Raw genomic sequence first — 26479 nt, 5'->3', positions numbered from 1 at the left:
CGCGGTGCCGGGCGGGGGGAGCTTGTTCGGTGCATGCCATGAACCTCAGTACCCGCCCCACTGCGCGAGCATGGCCTGCTGATCCTCGTCCGCCGACAGCAGGTCGAGCGTGCCGACCGGGACCGCCGGATCGTCGGCCAGGGCCTCCAGCAACCGGACCACCTGATCCAACAGCCGCTGCGCCTCGGCGGGTTCGTACACGTCCGGGCGGTAGCCCACGCGCAGGCCCAGGGTGGAGGCGTCCAGGCCGGGTACCGCCTGGAGGCGCAGCGGATAGTGGGTGGCGTCCACGCTGTCGCCGCCGGCCAGCCGGAGCCCGCCGGCGCCGCCGAGCAGGGTTCCCGCGTCCAGGGGCGTGTTCTGCACCACGGTCGTGGTGTCGAAGAGCGCACCGGAGCCCGCCAGTTGCTGAACGTCGCTCAGACCCAGGTGATGGTGGGGCATCAGGCGGGTCTGCTCCTCCTGCAGCCGTTCCAGCAGCTCCAGGAACGTCTCGTCGGCGTGGATACGGACCCGCACCGGCAGGGTGTTGAGGAAGTTGCCGACCATCCGCTCGATGCCGGGCAGCTCCGCGGGCCGCCCGGAGACGGTCGAGCCGAAGACCACGTCGTCCTTGCCGGTCAGCCGGGACAGCAGCACGCCCCAGGCTGCCTGGACCGCCGTGTTGAGCGTGATGCCGTGCCCGCGCAGCCGGGCCCCGAGCCGTGCGGTGAGGTCCGCCGACAGCTCCGTGCGTACCGACTCCTGGGCGGCCGGCTCGCCCTGCGATGCCTGCGGGGCCACCAGGGTGGGCGTCACCTGCCCGGCCAGGGCCTCCGCCCACGCCCGCAGCGCCTCGTCGCGGTCCTGCCCGGCGAGCCAGGTCAGGTACGAGCGCAGCGGGGGCGCCGGCGGCAACGCGCCCTCGCCGCGGGCGTACAGGGCGAACAGCTCCTCCAGGAGAACCGGTAGCGACCAGCCGTCCCACAGGATGTGATGACCCGTCAGTACGAGTCGGGAGCGGTCGCCCGGCAGCGAGATCAGCATCAGCCGAAGCAGGGGCGGGCTCGCCAGGTCGAACGGAAGCAGCCGCTGCTCGTCGGCGAGGCGGGCCGTCTCGGCAACCAGGCCGGGCTCCTCGGCCGTGGAGAGGTCCACATGCAGCCAGGGCAGGCCCACTTCGCGGTGCACCACCTGGACCGGGCGTTCCGCCACATCGTGCCGGAACGCCACCCGCAGGGCGGGGTGCCGGGCCAGCAGTCGCCCGGCGGCGGCGCGCAGGGCGGCGGCGTCCAGCTCCCCTTCCAGGTCGAGGGTGAGCTGGGTGGTGTAGACGTCGGCCTCGCCCGCCGACAGCAAGGCGTGGAAGAGGAAGCCCTCCTGGAGCGGGGTCAGCGGCAACACCGCCGTCAGCCCCGGTTCCGCGTCCAGCAGCAGCCGCGTCTCCTCCTCGAGCCCCGGGAAGGGCCCGTCCAGGACGGCCGCGGGGCCGTCGGCCACGGCCTCGGCCACCGTCGCCAGCGCGGCCGCCGTACGGTGCCGGAAGACCTCCCGTACTGTGAAGGCCAACCCGGCCTCACGCGCCCGGGCGACCAGCTGGATCGCCAGAATGCTGTCGCCGCCGAGGTCGAAGAAGGAGTCGTCGGCTCCCGCCCGCCCGACTCCGAGCACCGCGGCGAACAGCTCGCACAGCAGCGCCTCGTGGGCCGTCACGGGCTCCCGGCCCGCGTCGGCGCCGCCGACATCGGGTACGGGCAGGGCCTTGCGGTCCACCTTTCCGTTGGCGGTCAGCGGCAGCGCGTCGAGCGTGACGAACGCGGACGGGACCATGTAGTCCGGCAGCGACTCGGCGAGGAACGGCCGCAGCACCGCCGCACCCGCCGTGCCCACGACGTAGGCCACCAGCCGCTTGGCGCCGGGCCGGTCCTCACGGACCATGACCGCCGCCCGGTCGACCTCCGGGTGGGCGGCCACCGCCGACTCGACCTCGCCGGGCTCGATGCGGAAGCCTCGGACCTTCACCTGGTGGTCGGTGCGGCCGAGGTACTCGAGGTCGCCGTCGGGCCGCCACCGCGCCAGGTCGCCCGTGCGGTACATCCGCGAGCCGGGCTCGCCGAAGGGACTGGCGACGAAGCGGTCCGCCGACAGGTCCGGACGGTTCAGATAGCCGCGGGCCAGGCCCGCGCCTGCCAGGTACAGCTCGCCCGCCACCCCGGCCGGCACCGGCTGGAGGTGTGCGTCGAGCACGTACAGCCGGGTGTTGGCGATCGGCCGGCCGATGGGGGCCACCACCGCGCCGGACAGCGGCGCGCTCATGCTGGCGCAGACCGTGGACTCCGTCGGGCCGTAGGCGTTGACCATGCGGCGCCCCCGCGACCAGGTGTCGACCAGGTCCGGGGCGGTGGCCTCGCCCGCCACCACCAGCGTGCTGCCGGGCGGCAGGCCGTCCTCGGGCATCACGGGCAGCGCCGAGGGCGGCAGGGTGAGGTGCGTGACGCGGTGCTCGGCGATCAGCGCGGCCAGCGACGGGCCGGGCAACAGCCGGTCGGCGTCCGCCAGGACCGCGCAGGAGCCGGTCAGCAGCGCCATGCACAGCTCCCATACCGACGCGTCGAAGCTCGGCGACGCGAAGAGCAGCACCCGGCTGCCGGGGACCACGGCCAGGCCCTCGGCCTGCCCCGCGACCATGCTGGAGATGCCCGTGTGGGTGACCACGACGCCCTTGGGGCGCCCGGTCGACCCGGAGGTGTAGATGACGTAGGCGGGGTGCCCGGCCCGCCGTGGCGCGGCGCACTCGGCGTCCGTGAGGTCCGTGGCCGCGAGGCTCGATGTCACGGTCCGGTCCAGCAGCAGCCGGGGCACGGCCGTCCGCGGCAGCCCGCCGGCGACCGCGCTGCTGGTGATGACCAGCGCGGGGGCGGCGTCGGCCAGCATGTAGGCGAGCCGGTCGGCCGGGTAGCCAGGGTCCAGCGGTACGAAGGCGGCACCCGCCTTGACCACGGCCAGCTGGGCCACCACGAGGTCCACCGACCGCTCCAGGGCGATGGCGACGAACCGCTCGGGTCCGGCGCCGCGCCCGATCAGCAGCCGGGCCAGCCGGTTGGCGCGGGCGTTGAGCTCCGCGTACGTCAGCGTCGTGGTCCCGAACACCAGGGCGGGTGCGTGCGGGGTGCTCGCGACCTGCGCCTCGAAGAGGCCTGCGAGCGTCGATTCGCGGGAGGCCTCGGGCACGTCACTGGCGTTCCAGCCGGTCAGCAGCTGTGCGCGCTCGGCGGGCGCGAGCAGGTCGAGGCGGCCGACGGGCGTGCCGGGCCGGTCCACGACCGCCTTCAGGACGGTCAGCAGCCGGCCGGCGATCGCCCGTGCCTGCTCACGGTCGAGCAGGTCCGGCTGGTAGTCGAGGCGGAAGTCCAGCCCGTCGCCGGGCTGGGCGACCAGGCCCAGGGTGTAGTGCACCGCGTCGTGACCCCGCAGCCCGGCGAGCCGCAGGCCCGTGCCGGAGGCGTGGCCGCCCAGGGCTTCCAGGTCGAGCGGGTAGTTCTCGAAGACCATCGCGGTATCGAACAGTTGGCCGAGTCCGGTCAGTTGCTGGAGCTCGGCGAGACCGAGGTGCTGGTGGCCCAGCAGTGCCGACTGCTCCTTCTGCATCCGGGCGAACAGGCCGGCCACCGGCTCGGCGGCGTCCAGCCGCACCCGCACCGGCACGGTGTTGATGAACAGCCCCACCATCTCCTCGATGCCCGCCAGCTCCGGCGGGCGGCCGGAGACGGTGGCCCCGAAGACCACGTCGTCCTTGCCCGTCAGCCGGGCCAGCACCAGGGCCCACGCGCCCTGGAGCACCGTGTTCACGGTCAGCCCGGCGGCCTTGGCCCAGCCCGCCAGCGCGGCCGACTCCGGCTCGGGCAGGGTGAACTCCAGCCGCTCGGGCACCATCGGTGTACGGCCGGGCGCGCCCTCCGCGACGCATGTGGGCTCCTCCAGGCCCGCCAGTGCCTCCGCCCACACGGCACGCGCGGCCTGCCGGTCCGTACCGGCCAGGTGCTCCAGGAAGTCCCGGTACGGGCGGACGCGGGGCAGCGCGCCGGGGTCGGCGGCAGCCGAGTACAGCGTCAGCAGCTCCCGGATCAGCACGGGCATCGACCAGCCGTCGAGCAGCAGGTGGTGATTGGTGAGCACCAGCCGGTGGCTGCCGGCCCCCAGGCGCAGGAGCACGCAGCACAGCAGCGGCGCACGGTCGAGCACGAAGCCACGGGCGCGCTCGGCGGCGGCGAGCGCCTCGGCCCGCTCCTCCCGGGCAGCGCCTTCCAGGCCGCTCAGATCCGTCTCCGTCCACGGCAGTCCGACGTGCCCGGGGATCACCTGCACCGGGTGGGACAGGCCCGCGTGGTGGAACTCGGCGCGCAGGCCCGGATGCCGGTCCAGCAGCGTCTGGGCGGCGGCGCGCAGCACGGCCGCGTCCAGCGGGCCTTCCAGGTCGAGCTGGATCTGCGCGGTGTAGACGTCCGCCGCGTGGCCGTCGTAGAGGCCGTGGAAGAGCAGGCCCTCCTGCAGCGGGGAGAGCGGCAGGATGCCGGTGAGGCCGGGCCTGCGCTCCTCCAGCAGCTCGAGCTCCTGCTGGGTGAGCCCGGCCAGGGGGACGTCCGAGGGGGTGCGGCCGCCCGCACCTGGCCGGGAGCCGTGCGCGGCGAGCGCGGCGAGCGCCGCGAACCACGCGGTGGCCAGCGCCTCGACGTCCGCGCCGTCGAGCAGGCCGGTGGCCCACGTCCAGCTCGCCACGAGTTCGGGCCCCTGCGGGCCGTCCTGGGTGAGGGCGTTGAGCTCCAGCGCGTGACCGAGCGGCATGCGGGGTCCGCCGCCGGGGATGCCGTCCTCGATCCGGGGCACGACCGTCCAGTCGGCATCCCGGCCGACGGGCGCCGCGAAGCGGCCGAGGTAGTTGAAGCCGATCTGCGGGGCCGCGAGTCCGGCCAGCCGTGCCGCGCCCTGCGCGTCGAGGTGACGCAGCAGTCCGTAGCCGATGCCCTTGCCGGGCACGGCCCGCAGCTGCTCCTTGATCCGCTTGAGGGCGGCGCCCACCGCGGCCCCGTCGAAGACGTCGTGCCGGCCCGCGTCCAGCCGCACCGGGTGGATGCTGGTGAACCAGCCGACCGTACGGGACAGGTCGCTGCCCGGCACGGCCTCCTCCTCCCGGCCGTGACCCTCCAGGTCGACGAGGGCCGGGCCGCCGCGCCACTGCTCGTAGGCGAGCGCGAAGGCGGCCAGCAGCACATCGTTGACCTCGGCGTGGAAGGCCGTGGGCACGGTGGTCAGCAGCGCCTCGGTCACCTCGGCGGGCAGCCGCAGCGTCAGCTGTCCGGCCGTCTCCACCACGTCGCGGGCCGGGTCGAGCGGGCGTGAACCCAGGAGCGGCCCGGGGTCGGCCAGCACGTCCTGCCAGTACGGGAGTTCGGTGGCGGTCCGCGGCTCGGCGGCCGCCTCGGCGAGGCGGCGCGCCCAGGTGCGCAGCGACGTGCCCACGGGTTCGAGCCGGGGTGTGCGGCCCTGGGCCACCGCTTCCCATGCCTGGGCGAGGTCGGGGGCGAGCACGCGCCAGGACACCCCGTCGATCACCAGGTGGTGGGCGACCAGCAGCAGTCGGCCGGAGCGTTGCGGTCCGCGGTCGCACCACACGGCCTGGAGGACGGTCCCGTCGCGCGGTGCCAGGCGGGCGAGCGCCGCCCGGCCCTCCCGGCCGGCGAGCGCGTCCAGCTCGCCGTCGTCGAGGCCGCTCGCGTCCACGCGCCGGACGAGGGCGGCGGCGTCCACCGAGCCGGCCGGGCCGGTCTCCAGGGCGTCGTCGAGCAGCCGGGCGCGCAGCGCGTCGTGGTGGTCGAGCAGCGCCTGCACGGCGGCGACGAGGTGGGGTTCGGTCAGCGTGCCGGGCACGCGCAGCACCATCGACTGGTTGTAGCCGTCGACCGGCCCGCCGAGCTCCAGGGCCCAGCGCATCACCGGGGTGAGCGGCAGGGTGCCGGTGCCCGCGCCCTCGGGTTCGGCCGGGCACCGCCCGTCCGCGTCGAGGGCGGTGGCGGCCTCGGCCAGCGCGGCGGGCGTCTTGAGCCGGAAGATGTCGCGCGGGGTGATGCCCAGGCCGGCCCGGCGTGCGGCCGAGACGAGCTGGATGGACATGATGCTGTCGCCGCCGAGGTCGAAGAAGGAGTCCTCGACCCCGACCCGTGCGGCGCCCAGCACGTCCGTGAAGAGCCCGCACAGCACGTCCTCGCGCCGGGTGCGCGGGGCGCCCCCGGTGGTGGCGGAACCGGTGATCTCCGGTGCCGGAAGGGCCCTGGTGTCCAGCTTTCCGTTGGCGGTCAGCGGCAGGGCGTCCAGGGTGACGAAGGCCGACGGGACCATGTGCCCGGGCAGGACCCCGCCGAGGCCGGCGCGCAGCGTGGCCGCGTCGAGGACGGCTCCGGCCGCCGGGACGGCGTAGGCCACCAGCCGCTTGTCGCCCGGGCAGTCCTCGCGGACGACGACCGCACCGCTCGCGACGCCGGGCAGGCCGAGCAGCACGCTCTCGATCTCGCCGAGTTCGATGCGGAAGCCGCGGATCTTCACCTGGTGATCGCCGCGGCCCAGGTACTCCAGGCCGCCGTCGGGCTGCCACCGGGCCAGGTCGCCGGTGCGGTACATCCGGGTGCCGCTCTCGCCGTACGGGTCGGCGACGAAGCGGTCCGCGGACAGGTCGGGGCGGCCGAGGTAGCCGCGGGCGAGCCCGGCCCCGGCGACGTACATCTCGCCGCGCTCCCCCACCGGCACGGGCCGCAGGCTCGCGTCGAGGACGTAGATCTTCAGGTCCGGGATGGCGCGGCCGATCAGGCTGCGGGTCTGGCCCGCGGTCGCGGCCGGGTCGAGGGCGAGGTGGCTGACGTGCACGGTGGTCTCGGTGATCCCGTACATGTTGACCAGCACGCCCCCGGGGTGGCGGGCGTACCAGGGCGCCAGGCGGCCGAGGTCGAGGGCCTCGCCGCCGAAGACGACGTAACGCAGCGCGAGTTCGCCGGACGGGCGTTCCTCGTCCGCCTGCATCAGCTGGTAGAAGGCCGACGGCGTCTGGTTCAGGACCGTGACCCGCTCCCGGGCGAGCAGGGCGAGGAACTCCTCCGGCGAACGGCTGACCGTGTGCGGCACCACGATCAGGCGGCCGCCGTACAGCAGCGGCCCCCACAGCTCCCACACGGAGAAGTCGAAGGCGTAGGAGTGGAAGAGCGTCCACACGTCGTCCGGCCCGAAGCCGAACCATGCCTCCGTGGCGGTGAACAGGCGCACCACGTTGCGGTGCGGGACGACGACGCCCTTGGGGCGGCCGGTGGAGCCGGAGGTGTAGATGACGTACGCGGGGTGGTCCGGCGACAGCGGCGCGGTGCGCTCGGCATCGGTGAGAGGGGCGGTGCCCGCGTCCGCGAGCGCGGCGGCGGTCCGCGGGTCGTCGAGGACGAGCACGGGGATGTCCGTGGCCGGGACCTTGTCCGCGGTCGCGGTGGCGGCCACGACGATCTCGGGCCGGGCGTCCGCCAGCATGTACGCGAGCCGGTCGGCGGGGTAGTGCGGGTCCAGGGGGACGTAGGCGGCGCCCGCCTTGACCACGGCGAGCAGGGCGGTGACCAGGTCGTTCGATCGTTCGAGGGCGATGGCCACATAGCGCTCGGGGCCGGCGCCGCGGGCGGCCAGCAGCCGGGCGAGGCGGTTGGCGCGCGCCTCCAGCTCGGCGTAGGTCAGCTCCTCGGTGCCGTCGGTCAGGGCGATCGCCCCTGGGCGCAGGGCCGCCTGCTCCTCGAAGCAGGCGGCGAGGGTACGGCCGTCGGCGGGCACCCCGGCGGCGGGGGCGGTCCAGTCGACGAGGAGCTGTCGCCTCTCCTCGGCCGACAGCAGCTCCACACGGCCGACGGGTTGTTCCAGGTCGTCCAGAGCACCGGAGACGAAGCGCAGGAACCGGTCCTGGTGGGTGGCGACGGCATCCGGGTCGCAACTGCCGGGCGCGGCGTCGAAGGTGACGCGCAGGCCCTGGTCGTCGCCGAGGTCGTAGACGCCGATGGACAGGTCGTCCACGGGCCCGTTGCTCATGTTGTGCTGGATCGTGTAGTGGCCGCAGAAGCGCAGCCCGGGGTCGAACGCCATGATGTTGACCATCGGTGAGGCGATCCGCCGCGCCGTACCGTCGCCGCCGGCTTCGCGGCACAGGTCCTCGTACCGCGGAAGCTGGTGCCCCAGCGCTCCGCGCACCTCGGCGGTGACGGAGGCGACGAGCTCGCCGAGGGTGGTCCACGGGCGCACCCCGACACGCAGCGGCAGGATGTTGGAGGCCATGCCCGGCGTCCGGCGGGACGAGGCCGTGGGGCGGCCGGTCACCGGCAGGCCGAGCACCAGCTCGTCGCGGCCGGTGACCCGGTGCAGATAGGCCGCGATCAGCGCGATGAGCAGCATCGACCAGCGGGTGCGGGCCTCGCGGGCGGCCGTCCGCAGCCGGGCCGCGTCGGCGGCGGACAGCATCACGCTGCGCCGAACGAACAGCTCACTGTCCGCGGTGACCGGCTCCGGCCGGTCGCGCTCGGCCAGGCGCGGGGTCTCCGGCAGCCCGGCCAGGTGCTCCTTCCAGTGCGCCCGGTCGTCGGCGGCGGCCTGCGAATCGCGGTAGGCCGCGTCCTCGGCGAGCACCTCGGCCAGGGTGCCGAAGGTGCCCGGCTCCCACGGGACGCCGGCGACCGACTGCTCGTAGAGCTGGGTGATCCGGGCGTCCAGCAGGGCGAGGCCGAAGCCGTCGATGACGATGTGGTGGTAGCGCTGGTAGTAGAAGAAGTGGTCGTCGGCCAGCTTGAGCAGGGCGAAGTGGCTCAGCCCGCCCGCGGTGAGATCCATCGGGGTCCGCATGTCGGCGGTCATCCAGGCGCGCGCCGCGGCGGCGGGGTCGGGCTCGGCGCAGACGTCGACGATCTCCAGTCGGCGCTCGCCCGGTTCGGCGTCGAGGACCTGCCACAGGCCGTCCTCGTCACGCTCGATGCGGCTGATGCGCAGCACGTCGGTCTCCCGCGCGAGCCGGTACCAGGCGGCGGCCATCCGTTCGGGATCGACGGGGCCGAGGATCTCCTTGTACTCACCGATGTTGTAGCGGCGACCGGTGGGGTCCAGGTCGTGGGCGAACCAGATGCCGGCCTGGGCCGCCGAGAGGGGGAGCCGGGTGCTCTCAGACATCGGCGCGCACCGCCGCGGCCTCGTGCCGGACGGCGGCCTCGCGCAGGCTGCGCGGCCGCATGTCCGTCCACCGGGTGGTGACGAAGTCCACGCAGGCGGCGCGCGTGGTCTCCGTCAGCGCCACCGCCCATCCCCGGGGCACCTCGGCGAACGCGGGCCAAAGAGAGTACTGCTCCTCGTCGTTGACCAGGACGAGGAACGTGCCCTCCTGGTCGTCGAAGGGATTGTTCGCCATGGGAAGCTCCTAGGGAAGTGCGGCAGGACTTACGGTCGGACGGCGGGGGCGAGCCGTTCGGTCACGACCTCGAGCAACTCCTCGGTCGCGGTCTCGGTGTAGAAGTGACCGCCGGGCAGAACGTGCAGGCCGAAGGCGGCGGTGGTGTAGTGCGACCACGCCTGGGCCTCGGCGGGGGTGTTGTACGTGTCGTCCGAACCGACGATCGCGGTGACGGGGCACATCAGCGGGGCGCCGGGTTGGTGCCGGTAGGTGTCGATCAGGCCGAAGTCGGTGCGCAGGACGGGCAGGGCGACGTCCAGCAGCGCGGGGTCGGCGAGCAGCGCGGCCCCGGTGCCACCGAGTCCGCGGACGTAGCGGAGTACGCCCTCGTCGCCCTGGAACTCGGGGGCGAGCGGCCGGCATTCGGCGGGCGCCCTGCGCGCCGAGGCGAACAGGTGGACAAGGGCCGGGCGCAGTTCGCGGGGCAGGGCGCGGGCGACCTCGTAGGCGACCGTGGCGCCCATGCTGTGGCCGAAGAAGGCCACGGGACGGTCGAGGAGCGGGCCGATCTCCTCGGTGATCGCGGCCACGAGGGCGGCCATGTCGGAGGGCGGGGTCTCGTCGTAGCGGTCCTGCCGCCCGGGGAACTGGACGGCGGTGACCTCCACGGAGGCGGGCAGCCCGGCCGCCCACCCCCGGAAGGCGCTGGCCGCGCCGCCGGCGTGCGGGAAGCAGATCAGGCGGATCCTGGCCGCGGGGCGCGGGGTGAAGGTCCGGAACCAGGCGGAACGGGTGGGAGCAGCGGTGCTCATGCGGCCCACGCACCGCGGGGGCGCGGGTCGCCGCCCTCGCGCCACTCGGACTCCGGGTTCTGTGCGGCCATCGGATCTGCCTTCCTCGGGCGGACGTCATGGGAATGCGCCGGGGCCCGCGCGGCTGAGCCGCGCGGCGGAAAGGGAAAACCCCCGGCCGGATCACTCTCCGGCCGGGGGCTATATTTCGTCTCCATACGGTGCGGCAGGGGCTCAGCGGTCGATACCGACCGCCTTCAGCACCTGGGCGCTGAACTCCCCGTTGGTGAGCACGACCAGGCCGCTGCCGCGGTGCAGGGACGACATGGACACCGCCTGATAGCCGCCCGGCGAGCCGCCGTGCCCGTACTCGACGTCCTGCCCGCCGTCGTCCACGATCGTGCCCAGGCCGTAGAAGCTGTCGCTGTGCGGCGTCAGCAGCTGCCCGGCGCTCTCCTTGGACAGCAGTGCCAGCGGGCGGCCCAGGGCGCTGCGGCGGATCTCCAGCTCCAGCCGGGCCATGTCGGCGGCCGTGCTCCACAGCCCCGCGGCGGCCTGCTCGGGGTGGATCAGCCAGCCCCCTTCGAGCGTGCCGCCGTCCTCGTCGTGGCCCAGGGCGACCGGGCGGCCGCAGGTCTGCGGGAACGACTGGTCGAAGCTGCTGCCGTCCATGCCCAGCGGGCCGAACACCAGGCGCCGCGTCAGGGCCTCGAAGGACTCGCCGGTCAGGTCGGTCAGGAGCTGCTCCAGTACCGAGTAGTGCGCGTTGGACTTGTGGAACCGCGCGCCGGGCGCGCTCTCGCGTACCGCGCTCTCCCGCAGCAGGTCCACCAGGCGCGGTACGGGCGCGCCCCGCCGTACGCCCCGGCGCGGCGTCTCCGCGAACCCGGCCAGATGACTCAGCAGTTGACGCACCGTCACCGGACCGGCCGCGGCCTCCGGAACCCGCCAGGAGCGCAGATACGTGTTGGCGTCCGCGTCCAGGTCGATCAGGCCCTCGTCCACCAGCCGCAGCACCGCGACGGCCGTGACGTGCTTGCCCCAGGAACCGGCCTGGAAGACGGTCCGCTCGGTGACCTTCTCCGTGGAGTCTGCACGCAGCGTTCCGATGCCCTCCAGGGCGACCAGCTCGCCGCCCTCGATCACCGCGAGGCTCGCGCCGGGTACACCGCACCCGGCCAGGGCGTCGAGGACCGCGCGCACGTCCACCGCGCCCTCGGCCACGGCCTTTGCCGCACCGCCCGGTGCGGGGCGCGCCGTCGCGGCGAGCTCCGCGTCGACGGCGGCCGCCACCTCGGCGAGCGTCTCGTGCTGGTAGATCAGGAAGAGCGACAGCGGCAGACGGGCGCGCCGGGCGGCCGCGATCACCTGGATCACCAGGATCGAGTCGCCTCCGAGCCGGAAGAAGCCGTCCTCGCGGCCGATCCGGCCGACCCCCAGCACCTGGGCCCAGAGGCCGGCGACGGCCTCCTCGGTGGGCGTGGCGGGGGCGGTGTACGGACGGTCCTCGGCGTACCGGCTGCCAGGGTCGGGCAGTGCCTTCCGGTCGACCTTGCCGTTGGCGGTCAGCGGCAGGGCCTCCAGCGGTACGTACACGGCCGGGATCATCGTCTCGGGCAGCGAGCGGGCCAGCAGGGCGCGCAGCGCGGCCGCGTCGGGCTCCCGGCCGTCGGCCGGGACGACGTACCCGATCAGGCTTTCCCGGCCCTGCGGTCCGCTCCTGACGGCCACGGCCGCGTCCGCGATCTGCTCCAGCCCGGTCAGGGCCGCCTCGATCTCGCCCAGCTCGATGCGGACGCCGCGCACCTTGACCTGGTGATCCACGCGGCCGAGGAATTCGACGCTGCCGTCCTCGTTCCACGCGGTGACGTCGCCGGTGCGGTAGAGCCGGGAGCCGGCCGGGCCGAAGGGGTCGGGCAGGAACCGCTCGGCGGTCAGCGCCGGCCGCCCGCCGTAACCGCGCGAGACGCCGGAGCCGCCCACGTACAGCTCGCCCGGGACGCCGACCGGGACGGGTTCCATGTTCTCGTCGAGGATGTACAGACGGGTGTTGCGGACCGTGCGCCCGATGGTCACCCGCGTCCCGCCGACCGGGTCGCCGTCCCGGATCACGGCGTGCGTGACGTCGTCGGAGCACTCGGTGGGCCCGTAGGCGTTGACCATCGGGATGTGCGGGAAGCGGGCGAACCAGCGGCGGCACAGGTCCGGCGGCAGCGCCTCGCCGGTCACCACCATCCAACGCAGGGCGGGAAGTTCGCAGGTCAGGGTTCCCGCGTCCCAGGCGTCCAGGGCCGCCCGGAGCAGCGAGGGGACGACCTCCAGGACGGTCAGCCGCTCCCGGGAGACCCGGCCGAAGAGCTCCGCCGGATCGACCGCCGCCTCGGCGGAGACCACCCGGACCCGGCCGGCGACGGCCAGGGCGGAGAGCATCTGCCACACGGAGATGTCGAAGGACAGGGAGGCGTTCTGCACCACCGAGTCGGCCTCGGTGATCCCCAGGTCCTCGATCTTGGCCAGCAGGTGGTTGCCCATGCCCCGCCGGTCGACCAACACGCCCTTGGGACGGCCGGTGGAACCCGAGGTGTAGATGACGTAGGCGAGGTTCTCCGGCGCCGCGACCGGCTCCGGGTCGGTGGCCGGCCGGTCGGCCCACACCTCGGGCCAGTCGAGCAGCACGGTCTCCGCGCGCAGGCCCGGTGCTGCGTCCAGCAACGGTTCCCACAGCTGCTGTTCGGTCAGCAGCACCGCGGCACCGGCGTCCTGGATCATGTAGGCGAGGCGGTCGGCCGGGTACCCCGGGTCGAGCGGCAGGTAGGCGCCGCCCGCCTTGAGGACGGCCAGCACGGCCGTGACGGTGGCCTGCGAGCGCTCGGCACAGATGCCGACCACCGTGTCGGGGCCCACGCCCAGCGCCCGCAAGTGGTGCGCGAGCCGGTTGACGTCCTCGTTGACCCGCGCGTAGCTCAGGTCCACGACGTCGTCGGTGATCGCCGAGCGGTCGGGGTACTGCGCGGCGTACCGCTCGAACACCGTCTCGACGGATATGGTCTCCGGTTGCCGCTGGGTCCGGGTCCAGCCCCGCATGAGCTCCCGGTCGCGCTCCGGCAGGCAGGCCGGCCTCGGGTCGCCCCGGTGGTCGCGGACCATCGCGACGAGCACCTGCCGGTACATGCCGGCCAGCCGCTCGGTGTGCTCACGGCTGAGCACCCGGGAGTCCGCGGTGAGGTTGAGCCCCTCGCCGCCGGTGGCGACGCTCAGCGCGAACTCCGTGGTGGCCCGGCCGATGCTCGATGCCACATCGATGTGCTCGCTGTCGAAGACCCGCAGGTCGTGGTAGTTGAACAGCACGTCGATCTGGCGGCGGGCGCTGCCGGAGTCGCGCTGGATGGCCGCCATCGGATAGCGGCGGTGCGGCCACAGCCCGGTCTCCCGGGCGAAGACCTGCTGCACCAGCCCGTCCCAGGTACGGGCGGTACGGTCGTGCGGGAAGGGCACGGTGTTGAGGTACATGCCCAGCACCCGGTCGGCGCCCAGCACTTCGGGGCGGGCGTCGCAGACCAGTCCGGTGTGGAAGGTCTCCTCCTCGGTGATCTGGCTCATCACCTTCAGGTGGGCGGCCAGCAGCACGCTCTTCAGCGAGACCCGGTTGCGGGAGGCGAAGGCGCGCAGCGGCTCCTCCAGGTCGGTGAGCCGGACCGTCACCACGTGGGCGCCCGGCCCGTCCTCCTCCCCCCAGCCCGCGGGGAGCGACAGCGGCGCGTACCGCTGGGTGACGGACCGCCAGTAGGCGCGGTCCTCGCCCGCCTCGAGCGACCGCAGCTCCCCGGCCACGAAGTCGGCGTAGCGCACCGGCGGCGCCTGGTACGGCTCCGGCTCCAGGCCCTCGCGCAGCCGTCGGTAGCAGTCGACCAGCTCGGTCACCAGCGCGAACTGCCCCCAGCCCTGCGTGATCGCGTGCGGCTGGCTGAAGGTGACCCGCCAGGCCGTGTCGCTCTCCAGGTGTGCCGACACTCTCAGCAGCGGGGCCGCGGCGGGGTCGAAGCGGTCCGCACGCTCGGCGGCCAGGTGCGCGTCCAGCGCTGCGGCCTGCTCCGCCTCGCCGAGGCCGCGCAGGTCGGTGACCCGCACCGGCACGTCGACGCTCCGGTGCACCAGCTGCATCGGCACCGAACATCCGGTCAGGTCGAAGGAGGTCCGCAACACGTCGTGGCGGGCGGTGACCACACCGACGGCCGCGCGCAACGCCGCCTCGGAGAACGGGCCGTCGTCCCGGACCCGGATGGCGACGGCCTGGTGGTAATTGCCGCCGCCGGCGTCGGCGAGCATCTCGACCAGCATTCCGAGCTGCAGCTGCGAGGCGGGGTAGGCGTCGGCCAGACCGGCGGGCAGCGCGGCCCGGTCCTCCGCCGGCAGGAGGGCGAAGGGCTCGACGGCCGGCACGCTGCCGCTCAGCGCGGGGCGCGCGGTGGCCACCTCGGTAAGCCCGGCCACGGTGCGCTGTTCGAAGACGTCGCGGACCGCGACGTCGTACCCGGCCGCACGCAGCGTGCCGACCAGGTTGATGGCCCGCAGCGAGTCCCCGGCGAGGTCGAAGAAGGAGTCCTCGATCCCGACGCGGTCCACGCCGAGCACCTCGGCCCAGATCGCGGCCACACGCTCCTCCGCCGGGGTGCGGGGGGCGAGGTAGCCCGTCGTGGCCAGCGCGTCCTGGGCGGGGGCGGGCAGGGCCCGGCGGTCGACCTTGCCCGCGGTGTTCAGCGGCAGTGCGTCGAGGACGACGAACGCGGACGGCAGCATGACGTCGGGCAGGATCCCGGCCAGCGCGGTGCGCAGCGTCCGGGGTTCGAGGGCGCTGCCCCCGGCCGGCACGACGTACGCCACGAGCCGCTTGTCGCCGGGGACGTCCTCGCGGACGGTCACGGCGCCCTGGGCGACCTGCTCCAGTCCGGTCAGGGCGGCCTCGATCTCGCCGGGCTCGATCCTGACCCCGCGGATCTTGACCTGGTCGTCGGCGCGGCCGGTGTAGAGATGGCTGCCGTCGGGGCGGACGGAGACGATGTCGCCGGTCCGGTAGAGGCGGGCGCCCGGGGCGGTGCCGAAGGGGTCGGGTACGAAGTGTGCGGCGGTCCGCTCCGGCATGCCGCGGTAGCCCCGGGCCAGGCCCGCACCGCCGATGTAGAGCTCGCCGGGGACGCCCAGGGGCACCGGGCGCATCCGCTCGTCCAGCACATAGGTGGCCGTGTTCGCGATCGGCCAGCCGATGGAGACGGCCGCGACGTCCCCCGGCACCTCCCACAGCATCGACCAGATCGTGGTCTCGGTCGGCCCGTAGACGTTGACCAGCCGTCCGACGGCCGACCTCAGGCGGTGGGCCAGCTCGGCGGGCAGCGCCTCGCCGCCGGTCAGGGCGGTCAGGTGGGGGACCGCCTCGCCGAAGCCCGAGCGCAGCAGCAGGTTCCAGCCGGAGGGCGTGGCCTGGACGTGGGTGACGCCGTGCTCGGCGACGACCCCGGCCAGCACCGCGCCGTCCTTGGTCTCCAGGCCGTCCGCCAGCACCAGCCGGCCGCCGGTGACCAGCGGCAGGAACAGCTCCAGGCCGGAGATGTCGAAGGAGACCGACGTCAGGGAGAGCCAGGCGTCGGTCTCGGCGGAGCCGAGCTCCTCGCTCATCGACAGCAGCAGGTTGGCCAGAGCCCGGTGCTCCACGCCGACGCCCTTCGGGCGGCCGGTGGAGCCGGAGGTGTAGAGGGTGTAGGCCAGGTCGCCGGCGCCGGCCGCGACCGGGTGGGCGGCCGCGTTCCGCGGCCAGGGCAGGTCCACCACGAGCCGCTGTCCGTCGTACACGCCGTCCAGGGCGGCGGCGTGCGGGGAATCGGTGACGACCAGGGACGCCTGGGCGTCCGAGAGCATGTGACCAAGGCGCTCGGCCGGAACGGCCGGGTCCAGCGGGACGTACGAGCCACCCGCCTTCCACACTCCGAGCATCGCCGCGACCAGCTCCGGCGTACGGTCCAGCAACAGGCCGACCGCCGACTCGCCGCCCGCGCCCATGGCGTGCAGCTGTGCCGCGTAGGCGTCGGAACGCTCCTTCAGCCATGTGTAACTCAGCGTTCTCCCGCCGTGGACGAGGGCGGTGGCGTGCGGGGTGGCCGCGGCGCGCGCCTCGAACAGCTCGTGGGCGGTGGCGGGGCCGCGCTCCACGGCCGTGTCGTTCCACGTGCGGAGCAGCAGGGCGCGTTCGCCGTCGGCCAGCAGGTCCGCCGTGGCGTCGCCGTCGGGGTCGGCGGCCATCGACTCCAGGACCGCGCGGTACATCGCCACGAGACGCTCGGCGTTGGCCCGGTTCACGTGGTGGGAGTCGGCGGTCACGATGATGTGGCCGACGCGGGAGGAGACGGTGAGGGGGAACTCCGACGGGCTGTCGTCGATGCCTCCCTCGTGGTCCACGAGGTCGGTGTCGACCTGCCGGAAGTCCTGATAGTTGAAGTAGACGTCGAGCAGCCGTCGCGAGCCGCCCCACTCGCGCTGGATCGCGGCCATCGGGTACCGGCGGTGCGGCCACAGGCCCACCTCGCGGGTGAAGACCTGCTGCACCAGCTCACGCCAGGTGCGGGCGGAGCGGTCGTGCGCGAAGGGCAGCGTGTTGAGGTACATGCCCAGCACCCGGTCGGCGCCCAGCATCTCGGGGCGGGCGTCGCACACCAGGCCGGTGTGGAAGGCCCGTTCGCCGGTGATCCGGCCCATGACGGTCAGGTGGGCGGCGACCATGACGCTCTTCAGCGAGGTCTTCGTCCGGGTGGCCAGCGACCGCAGCCCGTCCTCCAGGTCGGTCCAGGCGACGGCCGCCTGGACGGTCTCCCGGGGCACCCCGGGGTCGTCGCCCCAGCCGTCCGGCAGCCGCAGCGGGGCGTGTTCCTCGACGACGCCCTGCCAATAGGCGCGGTCCTCGGCCGAGTCCAAGGCCTGAAGCTCACCGGCGATGAAGTCGGCGAAGCGCACGTCGGGGGCGTCGAAGGGCTCGGGCTCGCGGCCGTCGCGCAGCGCCCGGTAGCACTCCACCAGCTCCATAAGCAGTGAGTGGTGGCCCCAGCCTTCCAGGATGGGGTGACATTCGGTGACCGAGATCCACCAGCCGTCGGTGTCGTCCGTCAGGTGCGCGAAGAATCGCATCAGACCGGGGACGGACAGGTCGAAGACGTTCGCGCGCTCGCGGGCGGTGTACTCGCGCAGCGCAGCGTGCACGGCCGTCGCGTCGAGACCGCTCAGGTCCTGCGTGCCCAGCGGCAGGTGAGCGGTGTCGTGCACCAGCTGCAGGGGACGGGAGTGGCCGGTCAGCCGCAGTGAGGTTCGCAGGATTTCGTGGCGGGCCGTGACGAGCCGGCCGGCCGCGAGGAACGCCTCTGTGTCGAAGGGCTTGTCGTCGCGGATCCGGAAGGTGGAGACGTTGTGGTAGAGGTTACGGCTGGTGTCGGAGAGCATCTCGACGACCATGCCCAGCTGCATCTGGGACAGCGGGTACGCGTCGACGACCCCGGTGGGCAGGGCGGCCCGGTCCTCCTCGCCGATCAGGGCGAAGGGTTCGACCGTGCCCCGGTCGGCGGCGAGCGCCGGGCGACCGGTGACCGACTCGGTGAGCTGGGCGACCGTACGGAAGTCGAAGACGTCGCGGACCGCCACGTCGTAACCCGCGGCACGCATCTCGCCCACCAGGGCGATGGCGCGGATGGAGTCGCCGCCGAGGTCGAAGAAGGAGTCCTCGACACCGACCCGGTCGACGCCGAGCACTTCGCTCCACACGGCCGCGATCCGCTCCTCCTCGGGAGTGCGGGGGGCGGTGTACGCACCGTCGCCGCGCAGCGCCGTCAGGTCGGGGGCGGGCAGGGCCCGGTGGTCGAGCTTGCCGTTGACGGTCAGCGGGATGCGGTCGAGGGCGACGAAGGCGGCCGGCAGCATGTACTCCGGCAGGGTCAGGCGCAGCATCGCGCGCAACTCGCCCGCCTGCGGCGCCGGGTGGCCGGGGGCGGCGACGAGATAGCCGACGAGCTGCTTGTCGCCAGGGCCGTCCTCGCGCACCCGGACGACAGCCTCGGCGACGGCGGGGTGCCGGAGCAGGGCGCCCGCGATCTCGCCGAGTTCGATGCGGTAGCCGCGGATCTTGACCTGGTTGTCGATGCGCCCGATGAACTCCAGGCTGCCGTCGGGCCGGCGCCGGGCGGCGTCGCCGCTGCGGTAGAGGCGGGAACCGTCCTGGGCGAAGGGGTTCGGCACGAACCGCTCGGCGGTCAGGGCGGGGCGGTTCAGATAGCCGCGGGCGACTCCCGGGCCGCCCACGTGGATCTCGCCGGGCACTCCGACGGGAACGGGGTTGCCCGCCTCGTCCAGGAGGTACACCGAGAGGTCGCCGAGCGGACGGCCCACCCGGTTGCCCGAGAGCGGGGCGAAGTCCTCCGCCTCGATGCGGTGGTAGGTGGTGTGCACGGTGGTCTCGGTGATCCCGTACATGTTGACCAGGTCCGGGCCGGCCTGCCCGACCCGCTCCAGCCAGGGGCGCAGCTCGGGAACCTCCAGCTTCTCGCCCGCGAAGACCACGGCGCGCAGTGCGAGCCGGTCGATCCGGGGGTCGCCGGAGCCCGCCGCCACCACCAGGGAGCGGAAGGCGGTGGGCGTCTGGGAGAGGACGGTCACGCGCTCCTCGACGAGCAGGTCGAGGAAGTCGGACGGGGAGCGGGTGACGTCCTGCCCGACGACCACGAGCCGGCCGCCGTGCAGCAGGGCGCCCCACATCTCGAAGACGGAGACGTCGAAGGCGTAGGAGTGGAACATCGTCCACACGTCGCCCGGGCCGAAGCCGTAGTGCTCGTGGGCGGTCGTCATCAGGCGCAGCACGTTGGCGTGCGAGAGGACGACGCCCTTGGGGCGGCCGGTCGAGCCCGAGGTGTAGATGACGTAGACGGTGGCGTCGGGCCCGGCGAGCGGGGTCGGGTCGGCGGCCGGTCGTGCGGCGATCAGGGCGGCGTCCGCCTCGTCGTCGAGGAGGACGACTTCGCCGGCGTGGGCGCCGTCCAGCGCGGGGGCGGTGGCGCGGGAGGCCACGACGATGCGGGCCCCGGCGTCGGCGATGACGTACCCGAGCCGGTCGACGGGGTTGGCCGGGTCCAGCGGGAGGTAGCCGGCGCCGGACTTGAGGATGCCGAGCAGTGCGGGCAGCAGCTCGATGCCGCGTTCGAGGCAGAGGCCGACGAGGGTCTCCGGCCCGGCGCCCAGGTCGCGCAGGTGGTGCGCGAGCCGGTTGGCGCGCTCGTTGACCTCCCGGTAGGTGAGGGAGGAGCCGCCCGCCGTCACGGCGACGGCGTCGGGGGTGGCGGCGGCCCGCTCCTCGAACACCTGGTGGACGCAGCGGTCCACGGGGTCGCCCGGCCGGTGGCCGTCCAGGGCGCCGGTGACGACCGCGTACTCGGCGTCGTCCATCAGCGGCAGCCGGGAGACCGGCATGTCGGGCGTGGCCGTGGCGCCGTCGAGGAGCCGCAGCAGATGGCCCACCATGCGGCGGACGGTGTCGTGGTCGAAGAGGGCGGTGGCGTAGTTGAGGGCGCCGCCGAAGGAGCCGTCGGCGCCCTCCTCGATCTGGAGGGTGAGGTCGTACTTGGCGATGGCGTCCTTGCGCGGGTACTGCTCCACGATCAGGCCCGGCAGGGCGAAGGCGTCCAGGCGCTGCTCGTGCATGGTGAAGGCGACCTGGTGCAGCGGTGTCCGGGACATGTCCCGCTCGGGCTGCAGCTCGTCCACCAGGCGGGCGAAGGGCACCTCCTGGTGGTCGAAGGAGTCGAGCACGGTGTCCTTCGTGCGCTCCAGCAGCCCGGCGAAGCCCGGGTCGCCGTCCCATGCGCCGCGCAGCACGAGCGTGTTGATGCCGTAGCCGACGAGCTGCTGGAGCTCGGGGCGGATGCGGCCGGAGACGACCGTGCCGACCGAGACGTCGGGCTGGCCCGTGTAGCGGGAGATCAGCACCTGGAAGGCGGTCAGCAGAACGGCGAAGGGGGTGGTGCCGTGCGCGGTGGCCAGCTCGCGGACCCGGCCCGAGAGCTCCTCGGGGAACTGGAAGGGCACGTCGGAGCCGGTGACGTCGCGGGTGGCGGGCCGGGGCCGGTCGGTGGGCAGCTCGGTGGGCAGGGCACCGGCCAGCGCCTCGCGCCAATGCGCCAGATGGCCCTCCAGGGCGGGTCCGGTCAGCCGCTGCCGCTGCCAGGCGGCGAAGTCGGCGTACTGGACCGGCAGCGGGGCCAGACCGTCGGGGGCACCCTGGACGAAGGCGGTGTAGACCTGGCTGAGCTCGGTGGCGAAGATCCGGGTGGACCACGCGTCGCAGGCGATGTGGTGGAAGACCACGGACAGCACGTGGTCGTCGGCCGCCAGCCTGATCAGCCGGGCCCGGACCGGCCATTGGACGGCCAGGTCGAAGGGGGTGGTGGCCTCCCGCTCGACCAGCTCGGCGGCCAGCCGCTCCCGGTCGGGCCGGGGGTCACCGATCAGGTCGTCCAGGGCGATGGGCAGTTCGCCCTCACCGGCCGGGTCCACGATCTGAACGGGCTCATGGCCGTTCAGCGCGTACCGGGTGCGCAGTATCTCGTGCCGGTCGAGCACCCGGCGCCAGGCCGACTCCAGGGCGGCGGCGTCGAGGTCGCCGCGTAGCCGCAGCACCATCGGGACCAGGTATTCGCAGCTGTCGGGCTCCAGACGGTTGAGGAACCACATCTGCTGCTGGCCGGCGGACAGGGGCAGGGGCGCGGTCCGGTCGACGAGCGGGATGCCGTCGGGGCGGGCGTCCTGCCGCGGGCCGCGGCGGCCCGCGAGGCGGCGGCGCAGGAGCTCGGCGCGGAGCGCGTCGGCGCTCGGCGCTCCGGACCGTGCGGCCGGGGTGGTCTCCTGGATGCTCATGCGCTCTGCTCCTCCAGCAGTTCGGATTCCGACATCTGCTCGATCTCGGCTCGGATTCGGGATTCGACGGCGTCGGCGAGACCCGCGACGGTCGGGTGGGCGAAGACCTCGCGGACCGGTAGGGCGATCGCGTACTCCGCCTGGATCGCCGCGATCAGACGGATCGCGAGGATCGAGTTGCCGCCGGTGTCGAAGAAGTTGTCGTGGGCGCCGACCCGGGTGCCGAGCAGCTCGGCCCAGAGAGCGGCGATGCTCTCCTGCAGCGCGCCCTCGGGCTCGCCGCCCTCGTCCGCGGCGGCCTGCGGCGCCGGCAGCGCGGCCCGGTCGACCTTGCCGTTCGCGTTGAGCGGGATGGCGTCCAGGGTCGTGAACGTGGCGGGGACGAGGTAGTCGGGCAGCCGCTCCGCGCAGTGGGCGGCCAGGCCGGACGCGGGGACCGCGGCACCGGCGGGCACCACATAGGCGGCCAGACGCACGGCGCCGGAGCCCTCCGTGCGGGCGACGACCACGGCCTCCCGGACGCCGGGGTGCGCCAGGAGCGCGGCCTGGGCCTCGCCGGGCTCGACCCGGTAGCCCCGGATCTTCACCTGATGGTCCGTGCGGCCCAGGAACTCCACGTCCCCTCCGGCGGCCCGGCGCACCAGGTCGCCGGAACGGTAGAGGCGGGCACCCGGCACCACGGCGAACGGGTCGGGCACGAAGCGCTCCGCGGTGAGGTCCGGACGGTCCGCGTAGCCGCGGGCCACCCCGGTCCCGCCGACGTACAGCTCGCCGACGGCACCTGGCGGCACCGGTCGCAGGCCCTCGTCGAGCACGTACATCGCCATGCCGGGCAGCGGGCGCCCGATGGGCACCACCGCGGCGGTCCCGTCGGCCGTCACCGGGTAGGTGCAGGTGCCGACGGACGCCTCGGTGGGGCCGTACTCGTTGACGAGCCTGCCGTCGCCCAGCCAGGCCGCCCACTGCCGGGCGAGCGGGCCGGGCAGCGCCTCGCCCGCCACCACGATCACTCCGGCGAGGGCCGCCGCCCGCTCGGGCGTGACCTGCTGGGTGAGGATGTCGAGGTGGCCGGGGGTGAGCTTGAGGAAGCTGTACGGGCCGGCCGCGGTCAGCCGCGCCCCCAGCTCGGACAGGTCCGTCTCCTGCGGCAGGACCACCACCCGCTGCCCGGCCAGCAGCGGCGCCCACACGTTGGGCACCGCCAGGTCGAAGGCGACGGAGGAGAAGACGGCGCTGCCCCCGCCGCCACGGGAGACCAGCTCGGAGACGGCCCACCGGAGGTGGTTCTTCAGGCCCCGGTGCGGCACGGCGACGCCCTTGGGGCGGCCGGTGGAACCCGAGGTGTAGATGACGTACGCGAGCCGGTCCAGGTCGGCGGGGACTCCTGGCGCACCGGCGGGGCGGCCGGCGATCGCCGCGGCGTCGACGGTGTCGGTCACGACGAGCGTGCCGTCGTAGCCCGCCGCGAACCGGCCGGCGTACGCCGACGACGTCACCACGACGGGAGCCGAGGCATCGGCGGCCATGCCGGCCACCCGCTCGGCGGGCCAGGCCGGGTCCATCGGGATGTAGGCGCCGCCCGCCTTCCAGACCGCGAGCAGTACGGCGATCAGCTCGGCGCCGCGGTCCAGCAGCACCCCGACCCGGGTCTCGGGGCCCACGCCCAGCGACCGCAGGTGGTGTGCCAGCCGGTTGGAGCGCTCCTCCAGCTCGGCGTAGGTCGTCCGGCCGGCGTCCTCGGCGACGGCCACGGCGTCGGGAGTGGCCCGCGCCTGGCGTGCGAACACCTCGTGCACCGCGGCCGTGACCGGCTCGGCCGGGGCGGTCGCCTCGTCCAGCACCAGCCGCAGCTCGTGCGCGGAGAGCAGCTCCACTTCCTCCAGCCGGGTCCGCGGCTCGGCGGCGACGGCCGCCAGCAGACGCTGGAAGCGATCGGTGAGCCCCTCGACGGTGGCGGCGTCGAACAGCGCGGTCGCGTACTCGAAGCTGCCGAACATCGTGCCGTCGTCGTGGCGGCGCATGTAGAGCGTCAGGTCGTTGTGGGCCAGCCCCCACATCTCCTGGAGCGTCCTGACGTCCTCCGGCTGCTCGACCGCGCCGTTGAACGACTCGTCGTGCAGGTCGAACGCCACCTGGTACAGCGGTGTGCGCGACAGATCGCGTTCGGGGGCCAGGTCCTCCACCAGCCGCTCGAAGGGCAGCGCCTGGTGTGCGAACGCCTGGCGGGTGGTCTCCTTCACCCGCTCCAGCGCCTGCTCGAAGGACAGCCCGCCCGCCAGCTCGCAGCGCATGACCAGGCTGTTGAGGAAGAATCCGACGATGTCCTTGGTCTCGGCGCGGTCCCGCCCGGCCACCGGAGTGCCCACCGGCACGTCCCACCGGCCGCCGTGCGCGGCGAGCAGCGTCGCGAAGGCCGTCAGCAGGGTGACGAAGGGGGTGGCCCCGTGCCTCCTGCCGAGGTCGGTGAGGGCGCTCACGACCGGCTCGGGCACGGAGAAGTGGACCACAGAGCCGCGTCCGTCGCGCACGGCCGCACGCGGCCGGTCCGTGGGCAACTCCAGGGGCTCGCTGCCGGCCAGGACGCCGCGCCAGTGGTCGAGTTCGGCAGCCATCACTTCCTCGGTCAGCTGCTCGCGCTGCCAGGCCGCGTAGTCGGCGTAGTCCAGCTTCACCTCGGGCAGGACGTCACCCGGCAGGCCGGCCCGGTAGGCGTCGAGCAGCGCGTAGAACTCACGCTCGAGGATGGTCGAGGACCAGCCGTCGGTGGCGATGTGGTGCAGGGCGACGGTGACGATCTGGTCGCCGCCGTGGAGGCGGACGAACAGGGCGCGCAGCAGCGGCCCGTTCTCCAGGTCGAAGCCGCGCTCGAACTCCTCCTTGAGCAGGGCCGTGAACTCCTCGCGATCAGCGTGCAGATGCCGCAGCTCCACGCGGTGGGGCTCGGCCACGAACTGCACGGACTCGCCGTCCACGACGGCGTAGCGGGTGCGCAGCGCCTCGTGCCGTGCGACGAGGGTGTCGAGGGCACGCTGGACGTGGTTGGTCCGCGTGCCGTCCGGCACCTTGAGGAACATGCCCGCCACCCACTCGGCGCTCTGCGGGTTCATCCGGTCCAGGAACCACAGCCGGCGCTGGCCGAAGGACAGCGGCAGGGGCCTGCCGTCGCGCGGCACGCGGACCACGGGGGCCTCGGCCACGCCCCCGGCCGCCTCCTCGGGGGCGAGCAGCCGGGCCTGGGCCTGAACCGTGGACGCGGTGAAGAGGCCGCGCAGCCCGACCTGTCGCCCGGAGGCGCTCTGCAGCTGGTGAGCCAGCCGCGTCAGCTGCAGGGAAGTACCGCCGAGCTGGAAGAAGTCGTCGTCCAGGCCGGCGTCCTCGACGTCCAGCAGGTCCTGCCATGCCTTGGCGACCAGCTTCTCGGCGTCGGTGCGCGGCGCGCGGTGGGCGGGGCGGCCGGAGCCGCCGGCCTCGGGCGACGGCAGCGCGGCACGGTCGACCTTGCCGTTGACGGTCAGCGGGAAGGCGTCCAGGCGCAGGAAGACCGCGGGAACGTGGGTGTCGGGCAGCCGCTCCAGCAGGAAGGCACGCAGCCCTGCGAGGATCTCGTCGGAGTCCGCGATGACGTAGCCCGCCAGCCGCTTCCCGCCGTCCGGTCCGGTGAAGGCGGTGACGACGGCGCCGCTGACGCGCGGGTGCGCGGACAGGGCGCTCTCCACCTCGCCCGGTTCGATGCGGACACCGTTGATCTTCACCTGGTGGTCGATGCGGCCCAGGTACTCCAGGACGCCGTCGCGGCGCCAGCGCACCTTGTCCCCGGTGCGGTAGAGCCGGGAGCCGTCCTTGGCGAACGGGTCGGGCACGAACCGCTCCGCGGTCAGCTCCGGGCTGCCGAGGTAGCCGCGGGCCACGCCCACGCCGCCCGCGTACAGCTCGCCGGGCGTGCCGACGGCGACCGGCTTGCCGAAGGCGTCGGCGACCAGCGCGCGCATGCCCGGGATCGGCCGGCCGATCGGCACCGGCCCGGAGGTCTGCGCGGGGTCGAAGCGGTGGGCGGTGACGTCGATGGAGCACTCGGTGGGACCGTAGGTGTTCCAGATCTCCGGCTCGGGGCGGCCGGGGGCGGCGCCCTCGGAGAGCCGGCGCAGCACGCGCTGGGCCAGTTCCGCCTGGAGCGGCTCACCGGCGGAGAACACCAGCCGCAGCCGGTCGCAGTGGCGCCAGCCCTCCTCCTCGGCCAGCACCCGCAGCACGGACGGCACCACCTGCAGGACGGTGACCTGCTGCTCGGCGACCGTGCGCAGCATGAGCGCGGCATCGCGCTCGGCACCCGCCGGGGCGAGGACGACGGACGCGCCGCAGACGAGTGGGGCGAAGACCTCCCAGACGTGGGCGTCGAAGGTGACCGCGGTCTTGTGCAGGACGCGGTCGCCGGCGCCGAGGTGGTGGGTGCCGGTGGCCCAGGCGATGCGGTTGGCGATGCCCTCGTGGCTGATCACCACGCCCTTGGGGGTGCCGGTGGAGCCCGAGGTGAAGATGACGTACGCGGTGTCCTGCGGACCGGGGCCGCCGCGGGGCGCGTGCGCGGGGTAGGCGGCCGACTCGTCCGCCAGGGCGGACAGTACGAGCGCCCGGGCGCCGGAGCCGTCGGCCACGGCGGCCGAACCGGCGTCCGTGACGACGATGCCGGCGCCCGCCGCGCCCAGCATCCACGCCGAGCGCTGCCGGGGCTGTGCGGGGTCGAGCGGCAGATAGCCGGCCCCGGCCCGCCAGACCGCGAGCAGCGTGGTGACCAGCTCGGCAGTGCGGGGCAGGCAGACGCCGACCACCGAACCCGGCCCGGCGCCCAGGTCCCGGAGGTGGTGGGCGAGGCGGTTGGCCCGGCGGTCGAGCTCGGCGTAGGTGATCTCGTGCCGGCCTTCGACGACGGCGACAGCCCCCGGAGTCGTCGCCGCGCGGCGCGCGACGAGTTCGTGGGCCAGGTGGGGCTCGTGGGTGGAGGCGCCCTTTCGCGACTCGGGACTCATGTGGCTGGTGCTCCTCGTTGACGGTCGGCGGCGATCGTTGCGTGCGCGGCTGCGGGATCAGTCCGCGACGGGGTCCATGCGGCGGCGCAGGCTCAGCGGACGCATGTCCGTCCAGACCTCTCCGATGTGGGCCAGGCACTCCTCGCGGGTGCCCTCGGTGCCCTCGGCGCGCCAGCCGGCGGGCAGGTCACGGTCGGTCCACCAGATCGAGTACTGCTCCTCGTGGTTGAGCACGACACGGTGGGTGGGCGCGGCGTTCGCGACAGCGGACATGAAGCTCTCCTGACGTGGGTGAAGGGTGTGAT

6 protein-coding genes are annotated in these 26479 nt (G+C 74.0%); all 6 read right to left on the bottom strand.

The window, feature by feature from the left end; genetic code table 11:
* Window positions 1-45: 45 nt before the first annotated feature.
* The 6 genes from ACIGXW_RS24555 to ACIGXW_RS24530 all read right to left on the bottom strand — a co-directional run bounded on the left by ACIGXW_RS24555 (window position 46) and on the right by ACIGXW_RS24530 (window position 26447).
* A complete protein-coding gene (locus tag ACIGXW_RS24555) occupies window positions 46-9207 on the bottom strand; it encodes an amino acid adenylation domain-containing protein (RefSeq protein ID WP_399575024.1) in 9162 nt (3053 codons plus the stop codon).
* Window positions 9200-9442 carry an MbtH family protein gene (locus ACIGXW_RS24550; protein ID WP_399575023.1) on the bottom strand — a complete coding sequence of 81 codons (243 nt, stop codon included), beginning with the start codon at window positions 9440-9442 and terminating at the stop codon, window positions 9200-9202. The genes ACIGXW_RS24555 and ACIGXW_RS24550 overlap by 8 nt, the downstream gene beginning before the upstream one ends.
* Window positions 9443-9471: 29 nt before the next feature.
* Window positions 9472-10236 (bottom strand): thioesterase II family protein, encoded by a 765-nt coding sequence (locus ACIGXW_RS24545; protein WP_399575022.1) that lies wholly within the window; start codon window positions 10234-10236, stop codon window positions 9472-9474.
* Between the two features lie 213 nt (window positions 10237-10449).
* Window positions 10450-21150, bottom strand: coding sequence for an amino acid adenylation domain-containing protein (locus tag ACIGXW_RS24540; RefSeq protein ID WP_399575021.1), 10701 nt, complete (start codon window positions 21148-21150; stop codon window positions 10450-10452).
* A complete protein-coding gene (locus ACIGXW_RS24535; protein WP_399575020.1) occupies window positions 21147-26174 on the bottom strand; it encodes an amino acid adenylation domain-containing protein in 5028 nt (1675 codons plus the stop codon). Before ACIGXW_RS24535 ends, ACIGXW_RS24540 begins: the two co-directional genes overlap by 4 nt.
* A 57-nt stretch (window positions 26175-26231) precedes the next feature.
* A complete protein-coding gene (locus tag ACIGXW_RS24530) occupies window positions 26232-26447 on the bottom strand; it encodes an MbtH family protein (protein ID WP_399575019.1) in 216 nt (71 codons plus the stop codon).
* Window positions 26448-26479 lie beyond the last annotated feature (32 nt).

Source organism: Streptomyces sp. NPDC053079 (assembly GCF_044546695.1).
Taxonomy (GTDB): Bacteria; Actinomycetota; Actinomycetes; order Streptomycetales; family Streptomycetaceae; genus Streptomyces.
The sequence above is the reverse complement of the archived record's forward strand: the minus strand, read 5'-3'. Positions and strand labels throughout refer to the sequence as shown.